This window comes from Thiomicrorhabdus immobilis, assembly GCF_021654855.1.
Taxonomy (GTDB): Bacteria; Pseudomonadota; Gammaproteobacteria; order Thiomicrospirales; family Thiomicrospiraceae; genus Thiomicrorhabdus; species Thiomicrorhabdus immobilis.
This window is the reverse complement of the sequence record NZ_AP024202.1, coordinates 1,283,713-1,302,362: the sequence shown is the minus strand read 5'-3', so window position 1 is coordinate 1,302,362 and position 18,650 is coordinate 1,283,713. Positions and strand designations below refer to the sequence as shown.

General features: G+C 42.2%; 20 protein-coding genes. 1 reads left to right on the top strand and 19 read right to left on the bottom strand.

Annotation, left to right across the window (positions count from 1 at the left end):
* Positions 1 to 20: 20 nt before the first annotated feature.
* The gene (locus tag L6421_RS05835; protein WP_237260436.1) at positions 21 to 1,568 is read left to right on the top strand and encodes an ATP-binding protein; all 1,548 of its coding nucleotides are present in this window, start codon (positions 21 to 23) and stop codon (positions 1,566 to 1,568) included.
* Positions 1,569 to 1,744: 176 nt separating this feature from the next.
* Here L6421_RS05835 and L6421_RS05830 read toward each other — a convergent pair whose 3' ends face one another.
* The 19 genes from L6421_RS05830 to hisC form a co-directional block, all read right to left on the bottom strand.
* Positions 1,745 to 2,956 carry an SPOR domain-containing protein gene (locus tag L6421_RS05830; protein ID WP_237260434.1) on the bottom strand — a complete coding sequence of 404 codons (1,212 nt, stop codon included), beginning with the start codon at positions 2,954 to 2,956 and terminating at the stop codon, positions 1,745 to 1,747.
* 277 nt (positions 2,957 to 3,233) lie between these two features.
* Positions 3,234 to 3,656 carry a YchJ family protein gene (locus tag L6421_RS05825; protein ID WP_237260433.1) on the bottom strand — a complete coding sequence of 141 codons (423 nt, stop codon included), beginning with the start codon at positions 3,654 to 3,656 and terminating at the stop codon, positions 3,234 to 3,236.
* Positions 3,640 to 5,001, bottom strand: a complete 1,362-nt coding sequence (locus L6421_RS05820; protein WP_237260432.1) for an MATE family efflux transporter — start codon at positions 4,999 to 5,001, stop codon at positions 3,640 to 3,642. The genes L6421_RS05825 and L6421_RS05820 overlap by 17 nt, the downstream gene beginning before the upstream one ends.
* Before the next feature lie 19 nt (positions 5,002 to 5,020).
* Positions 5,021 to 5,458, bottom strand: coding sequence for a hypothetical protein (locus L6421_RS05815; RefSeq protein WP_237260431.1), 438 nt, complete (start codon positions 5,456 to 5,458; stop codon positions 5,021 to 5,023).
* Positions 5,459 to 5,529: 71 nt separating this feature from the next.
* Entirely contained in the window at positions 5,530 to 6,186 is a 657-nt protein-coding gene (locus L6421_RS05810) for an NUDIX domain-containing protein (RefSeq protein ID WP_237260430.1), read from the bottom strand.
* Positions 6,144 to 7,226 carry an alanine racemase gene (gene alr, locus L6421_RS05805; RefSeq protein WP_237260429.1) on the bottom strand — a complete coding sequence of 361 codons (1,083 nt, stop codon included), beginning with the start codon at positions 7,224 to 7,226 and terminating at the stop codon, positions 6,144 to 6,146. The genes L6421_RS05810 and alr overlap by 43 nt, the downstream gene beginning before the upstream one ends.
* Positions 7,227 to 7,239: 13 nt before the next feature.
* Positions 7,240 to 8,688, bottom strand: coding sequence for a replicative DNA helicase (gene dnaB, locus L6421_RS05800; protein ID WP_237260428.1), 1,449 nt, complete (start codon positions 8,686 to 8,688; stop codon positions 7,240 to 7,242).
* A 176-nt stretch (positions 8,689 to 8,864) separates the two neighbouring features.
* The gene (gene rplI / locus L6421_RS05795; RefSeq protein ID WP_237260427.1) at positions 8,865 to 9,317 is read right to left on the bottom strand and encodes a 50S ribosomal protein L9; all 453 of its coding nucleotides are present in this window, start codon (positions 9,315 to 9,317) and stop codon (positions 8,865 to 8,867) included.
* An 11-nt stretch (positions 9,318 to 9,328) separates the two neighbouring features.
* Entirely contained in the window at positions 9,329 to 10,225 is an 897-nt protein-coding gene (locus L6421_RS05790; RefSeq protein ID WP_237260426.1) for a DUF2232 domain-containing protein, read from the bottom strand.
* A 35-nt stretch (positions 10,226 to 10,260) separates the two neighbouring features.
* Positions 10,261 to 10,488, bottom strand: a complete 228-nt coding sequence (gene rpsR / locus L6421_RS05785) for a 30S ribosomal protein S18 (protein ID WP_029407535.1) — start codon at positions 10,486 to 10,488, stop codon at positions 10,261 to 10,263.
* A 3-nt stretch (positions 10,489 to 10,491) separates the two neighbouring features.
* The gene (gene rpsF / locus L6421_RS05780) at positions 10,492 to 10,857 is read right to left on the bottom strand and encodes a 30S ribosomal protein S6 (RefSeq protein ID WP_237260425.1); all 366 of its coding nucleotides are present in this window, start codon (positions 10,855 to 10,857) and stop codon (positions 10,492 to 10,494) included.
* Between the two features lie 264 nt (positions 10,858 to 11,121).
* Positions 11,122 to 11,847, bottom strand: coding sequence for an orotidine-5'-phosphate decarboxylase (gene pyrF / locus L6421_RS05775; protein WP_237260424.1), 726 nt, complete (start codon positions 11,845 to 11,847; stop codon positions 11,122 to 11,124).
* 2 nt (positions 11,848 to 11,849) lie between these two features.
* Positions 11,850 to 12,191, bottom strand: a complete 342-nt coding sequence (locus L6421_RS05770; RefSeq protein WP_237260423.1) for a lipopolysaccharide assembly protein LapA domain-containing protein — start codon at positions 12,189 to 12,191, stop codon at positions 11,850 to 11,852.
* 84 nt (positions 12,192 to 12,275) lie between these two features.
* Positions 12,276 to 12,581 (bottom strand): integration host factor subunit beta, encoded by a 306-nt coding sequence (locus L6421_RS05765; RefSeq protein WP_237260422.1) that lies wholly within the window; start codon positions 12,579 to 12,581, stop codon positions 12,276 to 12,278.
* A gap of 136 nt (positions 12,582 to 12,717) precedes the next feature.
* Positions 12,718 to 14,376: a 30S ribosomal protein S1 gene (gene rpsA, locus L6421_RS05760; protein WP_237260421.1), complete on the bottom strand. Its 1,659-nt coding sequence runs from the start codon at positions 14,374 to 14,376 to the stop codon at positions 12,718 to 12,720.
* 202 nt (positions 14,377 to 14,578) lie between these two features.
* Positions 14,579 to 15,247 (bottom strand): (d)CMP kinase, encoded by a 669-nt coding sequence (gene cmk / locus L6421_RS05755; RefSeq protein WP_237260420.1) that lies wholly within the window; start codon positions 15,245 to 15,247, stop codon positions 14,579 to 14,581.
* Between the two features lies 1 nt (position 15,248).
* A complete protein-coding gene (aroA, locus tag L6421_RS05750; protein WP_237260419.1) occupies positions 15,249 to 16,589 on the bottom strand; it encodes a 3-phosphoshikimate 1-carboxyvinyltransferase in 1,341 nt (446 codons plus the stop codon).
* A 63-nt stretch (positions 16,590 to 16,652) separates the two neighbouring features.
* Positions 16,653 to 17,525 carry a prephenate dehydrogenase gene (locus L6421_RS05745; RefSeq protein ID WP_237260418.1) on the bottom strand — a complete coding sequence of 291 codons (873 nt, stop codon included), beginning with the start codon at positions 17,523 to 17,525 and terminating at the stop codon, positions 16,653 to 16,655.
* Positions 17,525 to 18,649: a histidinol-phosphate transaminase gene (gene hisC / locus L6421_RS05740; RefSeq protein ID WP_237260417.1), complete on the bottom strand. Its 1,125-nt coding sequence runs from the start codon at positions 18,647 to 18,649 to the stop codon at positions 17,525 to 17,527. Before hisC ends, L6421_RS05745 begins: the two co-directional genes overlap by 1 nt.
* Position 18,650 lies beyond the last annotated feature (1 nt).

Genomic DNA, 18,650 nt, shown 5'->3' with positions numbered 1-18,650 from the left:
TCATTTTAGGATACAAACCGATGCTGACTGCTCATAATGGCCTAAGGCTATCCATTAGAACCCGTTTCTTTATCTTATTGTTATTATTAACAATCCTACCTTTTCTGGCTTATCGTTTTGCGATAGATTTACACCGTATCATGTTGAATAATCAGGCGATTGTTCAAGAGCAGACCGTAGAAAACCTTGCGTTGATCCTTGAGAACAGAACCGATCTTTGGGCACTGCAAATACAGTCGGGCATGCCGACTCGTTTGGCACATTTGAATTTGACCAATTCTGTTTTGTGGGTGGTGAATGAAAGCCGCCAAACGACCTATGTAGTCGGACAACTGCCTAATCAAGAAGTTCCGAAGCCGGTCGACCTATTTACCACTTCAGGCAAAATCCTGATTAAAACACTGGCTGCATTTCTGCCCTACTCCTTGCCTTACCCTTACCCACAAAGCGCGACACCGGAACACAATCTGATCACCACGGCTTTGCAAGGTAAGACACATCAGCAATACCGTATGGATCAAAATAAACAACCTATTTCACTCATGTCATCCACGCCGTTGATTATCAAAGGTAAGATTATTGGTGCCATCGTTTTAGAACAGCGTATGGAAACATTGTTCAGTCATAACTTAAACTACTTCTACAGACTGATTGGAATCGGTGCCTTCATCTTTCTGATTGTCATCATAGGTGCATTAATCCATACCGCCTCTTTATCCAATAGAATCATTCGCTTAGACAATGATGTAAAACGCACTTTCAATAGTCAAGGACGCATTACCGAACTCTCATTTCCTGATAGAAGCGCACGAATCTATCACGATGAGCTATCGGATTTAAGACATCATATTTATGAAATGTTAAAGCAGTTGGGTGCCTATGAACGCTATTTAAAACAGCTACCAAAAACCCTACGTCATGAAATCCATAACCCCCTAAACCGTCTTTCAATGGCGCTGTCGTTATTGGAACAAAAAAGCGATAACCCTCAACTGGGCTATGCACAACATGCTTTAGCTCAGTTAAAGCAAATCATAAGTTCACTTTCAGAAGCCACAAGTATAGAAGACAGTCTGCAAAGCCAAGCGCCAGAAAACTTTCCAATCGGGATAATGCTGAAACACTATTTGCAAAACACCGAAACTTTACACACCGATTGGAATTTGGAATATAACTGCAATATTCCAGATGATATTCAAGTCTGTGGTGATGGTTTCATGATTGAGCAATTGATGGACAAACTCTTAAGTAATGCTGCAGACTTTTCAGATGATAAAACCCCTATCACCATTCACTGTAGGCTTTTAGGTGACAATGTGCAGATTTCGGTGATGAATTCAGGCCCCCTACTTCCTGACGGCTATGAAAAACAAGTGTTTGACGGAATGACTTCGATTAGAACTTTAAATCAGGATGAGCAAACCCATCTCGGGCTAGGCTTGTATATTGTTAAGTTGATTGCCGACTTTCATAAAGGAAGTGTTTACGCTGAGAATGTTAACAGCTACCAAAACCAAGCGTTTCAAGGGGTTAGGTTTGTGGTCAACCTTCCAGTTAATCGGGGTTGACCCAAGTTTGCAAACGTATTACCGGCTTGAAAAGGTTAAACGCCTAAATTCGCTTTGATATAGGTACCCATATGTAGTGAATGGCGTATTTTCTGGGTTGGAGTGAATCTTCAGAGGATGTAAATAAGGGCCTGGCCAGAGACAGGCTTGACCCTATAAGATATTGGACGTTACGTTTATTGGACTCTTGAGGATAAATCGCGAACCTTACGAACCCATGGCGTGATTCCGGTACTGGACTTGATCTCTTTTGCCAAGGCATCTGCTGCATCTCTATTGGCAAACGAACCTGTGACCAGAACGTAGTTAGTAACGTTGTTACGTGTTTGCGGCAAAATCTTCGCATCTTTTAGCTGATTCTTAGCGGCAATCTTTTTAAGGGAATCCGCATCAGGCATACTCGCCAACTGTAAAATATAATGCATTTTAGGCTGTTCCAATAACCAATTCACTTCTTGAGAACTACTGATTAAAGGGGCATCGGGCGCTTTAGGAGCCAAAGGCTTGCTAACAGGCGCAACCAACTTTACAAGCGGCTCTTCAACAACCGGGGTTTCAACCGTATTGACCGTAGGTGTTTCAATTTCCGATGCTTGCACGGTTGAATCAGCCTGGCTAGAATTTGCTTCAGCAGATTTTAAATTAGGCAATAAGTTAGCATCGCCACCCTGCCTTAAATGATTCAGAATCACTTCCAATTTTTTATCGATTTTTGATTCTAACTGATCGGTATAACTCTTTAATTTTTCGTCCAAAATAGATTCTGTCACTAAGGTGTTTCTCTCCGTGCTAGAGCTTACTGCAGTCACTACCGATGGCACTGTTGCAGAATCAGAATCTTGACTCTCGGCATTTGTAACAGAAAGAGCCGCCGTAGACACCTTATCTTGGCTGGATAGCATTTGGTTAAGTTCGGCAACCTTGTTCTCTAGGGTAATTACCTTATTCTCTAGCTGGGAAAATAATTCAGATTTTCCACCAGACGCCACTACCTCACTCAAGTTTTCCATATCGCTTTGCAGTAGTTTGATTTGCGCCATATTCTCTTCTTTTGCGATGATGGCAGCCTGTAATTCCTTATGGATACTGGTATAAGCAATATAAATCACACCCAAAATGGTTAAAAATAGAGAAAGCATAATAATAACGCCAAAGAACGAGGCCTTATTATTTGAATTAGGACTGGATAGTAACTTGTTGCTGTAGTTAGACTTTTGCTTAAGTTTTGGGTTTTCTGGCATAACTTCCTCTGCGGCATTTAACCAATCATTTAAAGATAGGGAGTTTTCTTGTGAAGGGTTGTTTTGAGAAATCTTGCTAGCTTTAGATTCGATTTCTTCAAGGATTCTGGCTCTTTCTGATTCTAATTCTGAAATAGTAAGCGACATAATATTTAAGTGATTTACCTAAGCTGAAATTAAAAATTATTGTAAAATGCTTTGCTAGAAAAAGATACTGAAACATACCTTTGGAGTTATAAATATGCCTGATATGGAAAGCATCGGTTCCGCACTGTTAATTACTTTTGGGCTTGTAACCGTAAGCATAGTGGTTGTCGGCATCTCAATGTGGTTACTTTATAAGTTTTTTAAAAACAAAGATGAATAATTCAAATCGTTAGCAAGCCTGTCTGGCTAATTCAAAGACTAAAGTACCATGTTTCAATTAGTTTTTAATTTCTCCATCGACATATTGCCACTCGCCTTGTTCATTTCGTGTAAAAAAACTTTTCTCGTGTAGATGGCCTTGCTCTGAACCTAGTTGATAATAAGCCACAAAAGTGACCCAACCTTGTTGATCTTTTTTACGCCCTTGCTTTCGACCATTAATGACTAATTTGGTCCAATGCAATCCAGGGGTAAAATCAATATGGCCAGGCCTGGTCACTTTATCCCAAGAATCCATCAAGTATTCTTCCAAAAGCAATTCAAAGGCACTAAAACGTGAGCGCATCAGTTGTTCAGCGGTCTCGGGTTTGGCTATGCCATGATGGAATGGCATACAACATTCAGCGTAGGATTTTTGACTGCCGCAAACACACTCCATCGATTTGTCGGGCAAATGGCTTTGATTATTTGAAATTGGCACGATAAACAACCCTTAAACGTATTGACAATAATATAGCCGCCAAAGTGAGTCCCAGCACAATACCCAACCAAAATCCTTGCACACCTAAAGCTGGAACAAACCAATCGGTAAAGGTGAAGATATAACCCAAACCTAAGCCAACCCCCCAATAACTGAACAATGTGACCCACATCGTGACTTTGGTATCGTGAAACCCTCTTAATGCGCCGGCTGCACATACTTGTATGGCATCAAACACTTGATACATGGCGGCAAACAATAGCAGGATTGTCGCCAGTGCCAGTACCTGTTTATCTAGCGTGTAAATCTCAACAATCTCAACTCTGAAAATGAAACTAACCAATGCCAGCAATACACCAATCACTAGTGCCCATAAAAAACCGGTAAATAACGTGGTTTGAACTTTATTCTTTTTGGATTCTCCAAAGCCATAACCCACTCTAACGGTAAGCGCCATCGCAAAACTTAAAGGAACCATAAAAGCCAAAGAGGTGAAGTTGATTGCAATTTGATGTGCGGCAATAACAGTCGCGCCTAAAGGCGCAATAAAAAGTGCGATAAAGCTGAACAAACTGACTTCAAACAACAACGCGAATGAATTCGGTAAACCCAAAGCCAAAATAGGTTTAACGCCGTTGTGCCAATCTAAAGCCAAGCTTTTGGCATTTTTAATGTAGGGTTTTACAGATGAACTTTTCATGATATAGACCATCGCCACAATAAGCATGGACCACATGACAATGGTACTCGCCACCCCACAACCTGCAGCTCCCATCGCGTCGATAGGCCCAAAGCCATAGATGAAAATGGCATTCAAAGGAATATTCAAAAACAACGCAAAAAAACTGATCCACATCGTTGGCAAGGTTTTACCTAACCCTTCCCAAAAGAACCTTAAGGCTTGATATAACGCCACTCCCGGCATGCCAAATGCGATATAAAACAGATATTCTTCAGTCAGTTGGTAAACCGATGGGTTTAACGAGAGTAAGTCCAGCAACCAATTTAAATTCATCAAAATGACCAATGAAAGCAACCCCAAAGGCAAAGCCAGCCATAAACCCTGGTAGAAATAGAGTTGCATATTGGCCAAGTTGTTTTGGCCTTTCGCTTTGGAAACGATAGGGGTAATCGCCAACAGCACACCGGTCGCGAACATAAACACCGGTAGCATAATATTGGTGCCCAACCCTACGGCGGCTAAATCATTGGTGCCCACACGACCGGACATAATGGTATCGACCACACCTAAACCGGTTAAAGCGAGTTGGGCGAGCAAGATGGGTAACGCAAGCTTGATTAATTGATTCGATTCACCTTTGAAAGCACTCCAAGAAACTCTCATAAATAACTTAAACCCATGGCTATTTGGTGTCTTGGTTGCGTTTGGCGGCTATCTGATTTTCATTGTTTTCAGCATGACCGGTTTGTTGGTACTCCGCATCGGACTGTTGCCAATACGCTTTGCCGTGCTGATTTTCCAGCTCCGCAAGGTCATCTTCCATCAAGGCCGTTTTTGTATCTTCAGGGTCTATATGAATGATTGCGCTCGGCATGGTAATGATGATAATAAGCTTCAGTGTCCAGAAAACGGTTGCATACACTACTACCGCCAAAGCGAGAACCAACGGTAAACCAAAAACCAAGTCGACAATTAACGCTTGCCCTTCAAATAATTTCTGCATCAAGCTCTTTTCGATAAAGGTGAAATATAGCCAGGCGACCACAGCGAATAAACTAATCAACACAACCAAACGATTGAGTTGAGGGTGAAGTTTGGTATTTCTAAAAAGACAAAGCATAATTTTCTCTTAAGACATTAAATTAGGGCTACATTGATTAAATCACGGGATTTAAACAACTAGATACGGTTTTATAAAGTGGCCAGGCCTGGTAACTTTTGATAAATCAACCATTGAAGTGCGATATAGGTGGTTGCCACATTAAACTTACCTTGTGCCAATTGTTGTTTAGCCTCACTAAAGGGTAACAGCACCACCCGAATATCCTCGTCTTCACTTGCCAGACCAGCATGGGTATCGACCAAAGAGCTATCGATATTGCTGGCAAATAAATACAGCACCTCGTCACAAGCACCAGGACTAGGATAAAATTCACTGATATATTCGATGTCTGAAATAGCGATACCGGTTTCCTCTAGGCACTCGCGAACACATGCCTGCTCTTTAGTTTCACCTTGGTCAATCATGCCCGCGACCGGTTCAAGCAACCAGGCCTGGTTGAAATCTTGATTGTGCAACGCTTTTTCCACCGCACCAGCACGGCACTGCTCAACTAAAACAATCTGTTGTCGTACTAGGTCATACAGTAGAACCACGACAGCCTCACCCCGTTTGAAAACCTCACGATTGACAATTGGACTGCTACCGCCTTGGTACAGACTATGGCTGAACTTAAGCAGGTTAACTTGAAAAAAACCGTTGAACAGTTGCTGGTTAGATTCTATCTTCAGATACTTATCAGGCATTACTGAACCTCTATCATCGGTACTCGCTTGGTTATTCCGCACAGCAACTCATAGCCAATAGTGCCGGAAAAACGGGCAATCTCATCAACGGATAACTCTTTACCCCAAAGCACGGCACAATCCCCTATTTGGGGCTGGACGGCTAGATCGGTCAAATCTACGGTAATCATATCCATCGACACCCTGCCAACCAGTGGCACACGTTGACCATTAATCAGTACGGGTGTTCCTGAAGGGGCGTGACGAGGATAGCCATCACCATAACCAATCGCGATTACCCCAATGGTACTGGGTCGTTGTGCGGTCCACGTATTGGCATATCCTACGGACTCACCTGCTGGAATGTTCTTTATGGAGATGATTTCCGACTCTAGCTGCATAACTGCTTCACCGTGGTTTTCAAAACCAGGTATATCCCCTGCGCCATATAGAGTAATGCCTGGGCGAACCCACTCATAATGACTCAGTGGATAACGCATGATTCCTGCTGAATTGGCTAGGCTTCTATTGAATGTAAAAGCGGCCGTACAATCCTCAAACGTATCAATCTGCTGTTGGGTGAACAGTTCTGCACTGGCTGATTTTTCGTCAGCGGAAGAAAAGTGCGACATGATATGAATGCAAAATTCATTGGCGGAATTTTGTAATCTTGAAATGACCGATGGCAACTCTTTTGGCTCAAAGCCTAGACGATGCATACCGGTATCCACCTTAACCCAGACACTGATTTGACTGCTAATCTTACTATTCAATAGCCAATTCAACTGGTGTTGGGAATGCACGACTAAGTCAAGACGGTTCTGGATCACAACTGGAATTTCCGCTTCTGAAAACAAACCTTCTAACAGAAGGATACGATGTAGAAACCCCTTTTGACGCAACAACATAGCCTCATCAATTGAAGCCACTCCAAAGGCGTCCGCACCACTTAGCTGATGGGCAACCCGTTCTATTCCATGACCATAGCCATTGGCTTTGATAACCGCTAACACTTTACTATCAGGAGCCATAGCTTGAACCGATTTCAGGTTGTTTTTTAAAGCCGACAAACACAGGTAAGCCTTAGCTGGACGATACATCATAAATTACACATCTCTAGTAAGACTCATCAGGGATATCAAATGCCGCATGGTTTTCAAAACGGGTGTATTGACCGATAAAGGTTAGAGGCACCGTTCCTAAAGAACCATTACGGTGTTTACCTAAAATGATTTCAGCCATCCCTTTATCTTCAGTATCCGGGTTGTACACTTCATCTCGGTAGATAAAGATGATTAAATCGGCATCCTGCTCGATCGCACCTGATTCACGTAAGTCGGACATAACCGGGCGCTTATTCGGGCGCTGCTCCAAACTTCGGTTCAACTGCGATAAAGCGATGACGGGGATATTTAATTCTTTAGCGAGTGCTTTCAAACCTCGAGAGATTTCAGAAATTTCGTTTACACGGTTTTCTGAGTTGGCGGAACCACGCATCAGTTGAAGATAATCCACCACAACCAAGCCCAAACCGGTAACGGCTTTTTCCGGATCTTCCAAACCCGCTTCGGTGGCTTCTTTACGTTGTAAGTCACGCACATCTTTATCAATACGACGCGCACGGGCTCTTAATTCGGTAATCATTAAAGCTGGTGTATCATCAATATAAACTTTAGCTTGAGAGAGGATGTTAATCGCCTTGTTAAGTTTAGGCCAATCATCCTGGGCGAGTTTTCCTGTTCGCATGCGACCAGCGTCAATACGCCCAATCGAACTGATCATACGCATAGCCAAGGACTCACCCGGCATCTCCATACTGAATACGGCAACCGGGGTGCCATTTTTGGTGGCGATATTCTCCGCCATATTCATCGAGAAGGTGGTTTTACCCATCGAAGGACGGCCGGCGACGATAATCAAATCGCCCTTTTGTAAACCTGCGGTTAATTCATCGAATTTGGTGAGGTGGGTCTCCTGACCGGTAATCGTACCCTCAGAGTTAAATAACTCATCAATCTTATTGATTGCCGATTCCAGTAAAACATCCATTGATTTATACAGACGCTCTTTACCTTCACCATGCTCCGCGATCCCCATGATTTTGGCTTCCGCGATATCCAACACATCACGAATATCCTTACCTTTTGGGAAATAAGCGGTTTCAGCGACTTCATTACTGGCCTGGATTAATTTTCTTAAGATGGACTTATCACGAACCAATTGCGAGTAATAAAGGATGTTGGCTGAACCGGGTGTGTTTTTAACCAGTTCCGCTAAATAACTTTTGTCACCTGCGGTATCCAGCAAGCCGACATTGCTTAAATAAGCGACCACTGAGATAAGATCGAAAGGTTTGTTGTTACGGCTTAATTCAAAAATAGCCTCAAAGATGACCTGATGCTGTTTAGTGTAAAAATCACCGGCATTAACAATAACAACGACGTCATCGAGCACATCATTAGAGAGCATTAAACCACCGAGTACAGATTGCTCAGCTTCAATTGAATGAGGGGGAACTTTAAAGAGTTCGTCGACAGTATTATTTGAAGAATTACTTTTAGCCATAGTTAGCGTCATTAAGTCTATTTTGGAATTTAAAGAGACTATTATAACTTCTGGTTAGTAATACAAAAGACAATCGATGTTTTTTTATCGAGAAGAAAACAAATATTCGGGACATAAAAAAAGCGGAGGCATTCTAAGGAATGCGCCCCGCTTTTTAAGCAGATAAAGCGTAGAGATTACTCTGCAGACGCTTTGATTTCTACTGTGATTGAAGCAACTACATCTGAGTGTAATTGAACATCAATTTCATAAGTACCTACGTGACGTAGAGCACCTTCAGGCATACGAACGTCGCGACGCTCAACTTCAAATCCTGAAGCCTTAAGCGCATCAGCGATGTCTTGAGTACCAATAGAACCGAATAATTTACCTTCATCACCAGCAACTGACTCGATAGTTACTACTTGACCGTTTAGGTTTTCGTAAACACCTTGTGCAACTGCTAATTCAGCTGCTGCCGCTTTTTCAAGCTCAGCGCGCATAGCTTCAAATTCTGCAACGTTTTCTTTAGTTGCTGCTTTTGCTTTACCTTGAGGAATCAAAAAGTTACGAGCATAACCAGATTTAACTGAAACTTGATCACCTAAAGATCCTAGATTTTGTACTTTTTCAAGCAGAATAACATTCATAGCTTAAACCTCTATAGTTCTTCATTTTCCCATCGGTTTCTAAAGTCGACCCAAGTGTCTACCAAACCGATGGTTGCTAAAATCAACATAGCTTGTGGAAATAAGAATAACAATATATATAACCCAACCAACCAAGCTTTATTAAGCTCTTTAGTCGCCACCGTATGATGTGCAATGGCTATGCCTTGAAACATCAAACCGGCGATGATGATACCTGACAAGTCATAAACCAAACCTGCCTCAGCGCCACTAACTAGACCAAGAATCGCTAAAACAATCGCTGTATAAGCAGTCGATTTAGGTAACGATATTTGGTAAAAGTCAATTTTAAACTGACCTGGATTATAAAGCTCACTCTGCCACCATCTAGCAATGATTAAAATGGAGAACCATAGAATAATCATAAAGATAGCGATTAGCATCGTTACCATTTCTGCTAAATTAGGGATTAACTTAGCATCAAAAGGTATTTGTGAAGCTTCAAATAGTGGCGCAACATATTGGTTAAATAGTGCGACCCACCAATCCACTGGATTGGGTACTGCCATATGGAATAGGACAACACTCAAACCAGTAATCACCATAGCTAACTGGAGTGCTAAGGCTAAAGAATTGGTTTGTCTTAAGACAACCGCCAATAACCAAATCGGAAGCATGTACTCAATAATCGAAATCATTGCAGGAAAATAATTTCCTGAAATCAAAATCGTCAGAGCGACATTGCTAACCACACCCCAAATTAGGGTTTTAAAGCCTTCTGTTACTGAAATTCTTAAAGTAACCAAGGCGATAATCGCACCAACCAGTATTCCGAATGGTGCTAAAAAAACACTTAACGCTGAAAATAAAACGACTGCAATAATGGCCTGCATTGGGCCTTTCATTGAGTAGTTGGCTATTCCTAGCATTGCGTTCCTGTTATCTCTTATCTACCACAAATCAATTATTTGTGTTGATCAGTGTATGGCAATAATGCAATGTAACGCGCACGTTTGATTGCAGTTGCTAATTGACGCTGATACTTAGCGCTTGTTCCAGTAATACGACTAGGAACAATTTTACCTGTTTCAGTAATATATGCTTTCAAAGTATCTAAGTCTTTGTAATCAATTTGTTTAACGCCGTCAGCGGTAAAACGACAGAATTTTTTTCTACCAAATCCTCTAGCCATGTCTTACTCCTTATCTTCGCGAGTATCGCGACGCTTATCAGAACGATCATCTTTCTTAGCTACCATTACTGAAGGTTCAGTAATTGCAGTTTTCTGCTTAGTGAACATGCTACGTAAAACAGCATCGTTGTAGTAGAAAGCATTTTCAAGTTCATCAAGTGCTTCTTGAGTACACTCAATGTTAAGCATGATGTAATGAGCTTTGTGTACCTTATTGATAAGGTAAGCAAGTTGACGGCGACCCCAGTCTTCTAAACGGTGAATTTGACCACCAGACTGTTCGATAAGGGCACGGTAACGTTCTAGCATTGCAGGAACCTGTTCAGATTGATCAGGGTGCACTAGAAATACGACTTCATAATGACGCATTCATTTTCTCCTTATGGATGATAAAACAGTCTCCTGACATATATAAATAAGCAGTGAGACAAGGATTTATTCAGACATGTGCCTGAAAGGCGCGAATTATAAACGACTTTTCCGATTAATACAAATAAGAATTACATGAAAGTGTTTGTTTTGCCGTGGTTTTTTAAATGCATTCCAAAAAACTACAGCTAAGATTATTTAGAGTGGTAACCGAATCTAAACAAGTTAGCTTAAACGGATAGCTTGATAGACTTGTCTGAAGGCTTAATTCAGACTCTCATTAATTTGCTTCAACACTTCTAAAGGCGAGTCTGACTGAGTGATCGGGCGCCCTACCACTAAATAACTGGACCCTGCAGCCATAGCCTCTGCAGGCGTCATAATCCGTTTTTGATCGTTCACCGCACTACCGGCCGGACGAATCCCAGGCGTTACCAGGCAAAATTGTTCACTCACAATCTGACGTAAAGGCTGTGCCTCTTGAGCAGAACAGACAACCCCGTCCAACCCCGAGTCTTCAGCCAATTTAGCTAAACGCAAGACATTGTCTTGTGGTGAGCCTTGCAAGCCAATCTCAGCTAAATCTTGCTGCTCCATGCTGGTCAAAATCGTCACCGCAATAAGCAATGGCTTTCTTTCTACATCAGTTAGTTCATCCAATGCATCTTTTGCGGCCTGCATCATTTTGCGGCCACCCAGCGCATGGACATTCACCATCCAAACCCCCATGCGGGCGGCAGCTTGCACCGCTTTCGCCACTGTATTGGGAATATCATGATATTTCAAATCCAGAAAAACATCGAAGCCTTGCTCGATTAAGGCTTTGACAAATTCAGGCCCCGCTACCGCAAATAACTCTTTACCCACCTTTAAGCGACAAGCTGATTTATCCAAAGTTTTCACAAACTGGAGCGCCGCATCGGCATTAGCAAAATCTAAAGCGACTAATACTTTAGGGTCTAAAGAAACAGGAAGATTATTTGAACTCATATTTAACTCTGGTTTTCTAATTGTACCAATGCGTTAGACTCTCTATTTAAAGTCTCTTTCACCTGAACATTGGCTTTTTTTAATTGAATGATTTGGTCGGAAAGTTTTAAGTTTTGCTTTGTTTTTTGTCTAACGATCCAGCGTAAACGAATAACTTGCATTGAAATAATTGCCGCACCCACAGTTAAACCTATTATGAACAAAGCGGCCATAATGACACTTAACGGTAAATTAAAGGTGACAATGAGCAGATTTAATTCTACAGATACAGGATTTAATACCCCCAAAACAACACCGATTATCAGAAATGCAATGATAAACAGAAGCGAGATAAGTTTTAACATGTAAGAATCTCTACAAAGAAGTTATAGAGAGATTATAGAGGAATAAATAAAAAAAGGGGTGAGAAAACTCACCCCTTTTAACTGTTATTGCAAGATATCAGTATGCTCTTTGGATTCGTCGACACGTTCCCTTAAAGCCTTACCAGGCTTAAAGTGTGGAACACGCTTATCATCCAATTCAACCGTTTCCCCAGTTTTAGGGTTACGACCTACTCTTGCCTTTCTATGATGTAGACTGAAACTTCCAAAGCCACGTATTTCAATACGCTCACCTTGCGACAAAGTATCAATCATAGAATCAACGATTTGGTTCACCGCAATCTCAACATCCTTTTGGGCAAATTGAGTTTGTTTTCTTGCAATGAGTTCAATAAGTTCTGACTTGGTCATTTTGTATTGCTCTTATTTATCTCTCTGGGTAGAGAGTTTCAATAAATCTAATGTAAAGAGACATTAGAGAGACCAAGGTGTAGCCTGTTCGATTCAACAGGCTACCCTTTTAGAAAGACGCTAAATGTAATTTAAATTACATTTTGTCCTTGAAAAGGTCACCTAAAGTAGTACCAGCAACAGCTTGCTGCTCTGAATACCCTTTGATTGCTTCTGCTTCTTCAGCAGCTTCTTTAGCTTTAACAGATAAAGATAAAGAACGGTTTTTGCGATCAATGTTAGTGATACGTGCAGAAACTTCGTCACCTTCTTTAAGAACGCTTGAAGCATCACGAGTATCTTCCATCAACTCAGAAGCGCGAAGGTAACCTTCAACTTCTGGAGCTACATCGATAACCGCACCTTTTTCGTCAACAGATTTAACAGTACCAGTAACAATAGCACCTTTACCGTTGTCTGCAACGAACTGACCGAATGGGTCTTGCTCTAACTGCTTAAGACCTAGAGAGATACGCTCACGATCTGGATCGATAGAAAGAATAACCGTTTCTAGCTCGTCACCTTTTTTGAAGTCACGGATAGCTTCTTCACCAGGCTGATTCCAAGAGATATCAGTTAGGTGAACAAGACCATCAATACCGCCTTCTAAACCGATGAAGATACCGAAATCAGTGATAGACTTGATGCTACCAGAGATTTTGTCACCCTTAGCGTGAGTTGCTGAGAAACCTTCCCATGGGTTAACAGTACACTGTTTGATAGATAGAGAGATACGACGACGCTCTTGATCAACATCAAGGATCTTAACGCGTACTTCTTGACCTAGGTGAACCACTTTAGATGGGTGGATGTTACGGTTAGTCCAATCCAATTCAGAAGTGTGAACCAAACCTTCAATACCATCTTCGATTTCGATGAAAGCACCGTAATCAGTGATGTTAGCCACTTTACCAGCCACTTCAGAACCCATTGGGTAACGAGAAACCATATCTGCCCAAGGATCTTCTTCAAGCTGCTTAAGACCTAGAGATACACGGTTACGTTCTTTGTCGAACTTAAGAACCTTAACATCAATTTCATCACCAACTTGTACGATTTCAGATGGGTGGTTAACACGACGCCAAGCCATATCAGTGATGTGTAGAAGACCATCAACACCACCAAGATCGATGAATGCACCGTAGTCAGTAAGGTTCTTAACGATACCTTTAAGTGAAGAACCTTCTTCCATGTTAGCAAGAATGGCTTCACGCTCAGCTGAGCTTTCTTGTTCGATAACTGCACGACGAGAAACAACCACGTTGTTACGCTTACGATCAAGCTTAACAAGTTTCATTTCTACTTCTTTCCCTTCTAGGAAACCGAAGTCGCGAATTGGACGGATATCCACAAGTGAACCAGGTAGGAAACCACGAACGCCTTCAACGTCAACAGTAAGACCACCTTTAACTTTACCAGTAACAAGACCGATAACAACTTCACCCTCTTCCATAGCTGTTTCTAGGCGATCCCAAGTCTTAGCACGCTTCGCTTTTTCACGTGATAAACGAGTTTCACCCAAACCATCTTCCAATGATTCTAGGTAAACTTCAACTTCATCACCAACAGCAACTTCAAGTTCACCGTTTGCGTCTAGGAATTGAGACTTAGGAATAGCAGACTCAGACTTCATGCCAGCGTCTACAAGAACAGTTTCTTTATCAATACCAACAACGGTACCGATGATTAGAGAGCCTGTGTTAAATTTTTCTTGAAATGATTCTTCAAATAATTCAGCGAAAGATAATTCACTCATGGATAGTATTACCAATTTTTTCATACCGCTTACTTACCGCAAATGGGGTTTAAGTAAATAGACGGGTCAGTTAATAATTGCTCGCTTCCCATAGCCAGCAGAAAATACAAATCCCCGGACTCAAAAAAGACCAGGGATTTAGAAAAACTTTTAAAAATCAATTAACTATAAAAGATTTTTATAACTCATTCAGGGTTAAGATTTATTTCATTAAACCTCTTTCCCACAACAAAGATTCTGCTTTTCGACAGACTTCTTGAATATCTAAATCCGAAGTATCTATCACAATCGCATCCTCTGCAGGTCTAAGAGGAGCCGTCTTTCGACCGGTATCTCGCTCATCCCTTTCTTTGATGTCTTGAGTTATCTGGGCAATGTTAGCATCAATTCCTTGGTTTTTCAACTGTTTAACACGTCTTTCTGCACGTACTTCGGCTGAAGCAGTTAAATAGAGTTTAACAGGCGAAGCTGGAAAGACAACGGTGCCCATATCGCGACCATCCGCTACCAGGCCTGGTAGCTCAGCAAAATCCTTTTGGCGCTGCAATAATGCGGCGCGAACTTCAGGAATTACCGCTACGGTTGAAGCCACTCCCGCTACCTCTTCCGTTCTGACTTTTGAGGTGACATCTTCACCCTCATAAAGAATACTGGTTGCTTTAAATTCTACTGGAAGCGTCTCAGCAAGTTTAACCAGGCCTGGTACATCATCCAAAGCGATAGCGTTTTTAACCGCGCCAAACGCTAAAGCACGGTAAATTGCCCCGCTGTCCAATAAATGAAACCCGGTTTTACATGTTAAGTACTGCGCTAAAGTGCCTTTACCTACACCACTAGGACCATCAATGGTAATTACAGGTACGTTTGACATGTTAAGCTTCCTCAATGACGTCAACCGTCATGCCTACTTGATTGATTAAATCAACAAAAATCGGGAATGAAGTATTAACATTGGCGCAATCGTCTATCACAATTTCAGAAACCGCATTTAAGCCAGCAATCGTCATTGCCATTGAGATACGGTGATCATGATGACTTTGAATCTCTGCATTTTGCGGTTGCTGAACACCACCATTGATAATCATACCGTCTGGTGTAGGCTGAGCATCCACACCGACCGCAATTAAAGCATCCGCCATAACCTGGATTCTGTCCGATTCTTTGACACGTAACTCTTCCGCTCCGGTTAACACTGTCTGACCTTCGGCAGTGGCCGCCACAACAAATAGAACCGGAAACTCGTCAATCGCCAAAGCAACTAACTCTTCTGGAATGTGAATCCCTTTAAGAGGTGCATAACGAATGTGCACATCAGCAACGGGCTCGCCGCCCACTTCATGGAAGTTTTCCAGCTGAATGTCCGCACCCATCAACTTTAATATATCGACAATCCCGACACGAGTCGGATTCATGCCAACGTGTTCGATAACCAGGTCTGAGCCTTTAGAAACTGCTGCAGCCGCCATGAAGAAAGCGGCCGAAGAGATGTCCGAAGGTACATCTATATGGCGAGCAGTTAACTTGCCTCCACCTTTCAAACAAGCTTTCATTCGCTGATTGTCCAACTTCTCAGACTGCACCTCATAACCAAAGCCGTTCAGCATACGCTCGGTATGGTCGCGTGTTGGAGCTGGCTCCAGCGCACAAGTTTGACCTTCGGCAAACAAACCTGCCAACAATACACAAGACTTAACCTGGGCACTCGCCATCGGCAAGGTGTAGTCGATGGCCTTGAGAGCTTTACCGGTACCTTTGATTATCATTGGCAAAGTACCGCCTTCTGAAGTTTCGATCTCTGCACCCATTAATCTTAATGGATCAGTAACACGTTTCATTGGTCGTTTAGAAAGTGACGCATCGCCAATCAACTCGCAATCAAAATTTTGCCCTGCCAAAATGCCCGCTAATAAACGTGTAGAGGTACCTGAATTCCCCATATCCATCGGTTTATTCGGTTTTTTAAGGCCGCGTAAACCCACGCCATGAATAGTCACATTACCGTTATTTGGGCCTTCGATCTCAACCCCCATCTCACGAAACGCTTGCAGGGTCGCCAACGCATCAGCACCTTCTAAAAAACCGGTTACCGTTGTTGTTCCCTCGGCTAAAGCACCCAACATAATGCTTCTGTGAGAGATGGATTTGTCGCCAGGCACACGAATACGCCCTTTTATTGTGCCACCAGGTTGTACTTTGAATTTTACATTTGACATAATTTACTGTTCTTTCGTTTTTTAGATTACGTGTTTGATTCTGAATATATTTGTCTTGGAGAATTACTTTTGCACAATATGTTTATCGCGCGCTTTTTTTGCTTCATCAAATAAAGTGTATAAAGCCTGGGCATCTTTATTCTCAACTAATTCGGTTAACTCGGTAATGGCCTGCCCGTAATATTTTAGCCATTTTGCAATGGCGGTTGAATTATACATGACAATATCACGCCACATAACCGCATCACTCGAAGCGATACGGGTAAAATCCCTAAAACCGCCAGCCGTATACTTAAATACATCGCCCAATTCTTCATGCTCATTCAACATATCCACTAAGGCAAACGCCAATAAGTGCGGCAAATGGCTGGTCGCTGCAAAAATTTCATCATGCTGTTGGGCATTCATCACCTCAACATTAGCACCTAAAGCCAACCAAAGCTGCTTAACAACCGCTAAAGCCGATAGCGCCGTTTTTTCTGTTGGCGTAAGGATTACACGATGATTGACATATAAAGCCTCATCCGCAGCCGCGACCCCGCTTTTCTCTTTACCCGCAATCGGATGCCCTGGAACAAAGTTTTCGGGAAGTTCGCCAAATACCTCTTGAGCCGAGAGTATGACACTGCTTTTTGCGCTACCGCCATCGGTAATAATCGTTTTAGACGACAGATATGGCTTCATCTCCGCAAGTACGGTTTTCATCGCCCCTAAAGGCACGGCCAGAAACACCAAATCACTGCCATCAACTGCCTCAGCCATATCGGTGGTGAAGGAATCGATTACCCCTAATTCAACAGCCAATTGCAAATTGGCATCGTTATGACCAAACCCAATCACCTCTTCTACCAGGCCTGCTTGCTTGATTCCTTTTGCAAACGAACCGCCAATCAAACCAACCCCGATAATGGTGACCTTATTTAATATTGCACTCATTATGGCTGATACACCTTTTTTAAAGCATCGATAAAGTATTGGTTTTCGACCTGAGTACCAATCGAGATACGTAAATAATTTGTCATACCGTAATTGGCCACTGGTCGCACAATCACACCTTCTTTCAGTAATTTCTGATTGTATTCCAAAGCGGCTTCACCCAAATCGATGCACACAAAATTCCCAATTGAAGGAATGTATTGAATATCAAGCTCTTCCAAAACCTCAATCACTTGACGCATACCTTGTTGGTTCACCAACACCGCCTCGTTCACAAAATCTTGGTCTGCCAGCGCATATTGCGCGGCCACTTGCGCATAATGATTCACATTGAAAGGCTCACGTACTTGGTTGATATACTGAATGGTTTCTGGGTTTCCCACCATATAACCAATTCGCAAAGAGGCTAGACCATAAGCTTTAGAAAAAGTACGTGAAACCAGTAGGTTTGGGTAGTCATCAATGTAATCAACACCATTAAAGAAAACATCCGCATCTAAAAAAGATTGCGCATATTCAACATACGCCTCATCCAAAACCACAATGATATTTTGCGGAACCTTTTCAATAAAAGCTTGCCACGCTTGTTTGCTAAAAAACGTACCTGTTGGATTATTAGGGTTAGCTAAATAAATAACCTTGGTTTTGTCGGTAACAGCCGCCAACATGGCCGATAAATCATGCCCCCAATCTTTAGCCGGAACTTCTACACCGGTTGCACCAACTACTTGGGCAGAAATAGGATAAACCGCAAAAGCATATTGCGAATAGATGATTTCATCTTCTGGCCCGGCAAAAACGCGCGCCACCAATTCAAGCACTTCATTCGAGCCATTACCAATGACCAGCTGACTAGCCTGCACACCTAAGAACTCAGCTAAAGTGTGCTTTAAAGCGTAAGCACTGCCATCAGGATAACGGGCAATATCAACCAACTCAGCCTGTATCGCCTCAATGACCTTTGGACTCGCACCTAACGGATTTTCATTAGAAGCCAGTTTAGTAATGTTTTGCAGACCTAATTCACGTTGCAATTCACTGACCGGTTTACCAGGAATATAAGGGTGAATCCCTAAAACCTGAGGTTGAACCTGATCACAAAACAGCGGATTTTTTGATTTCATA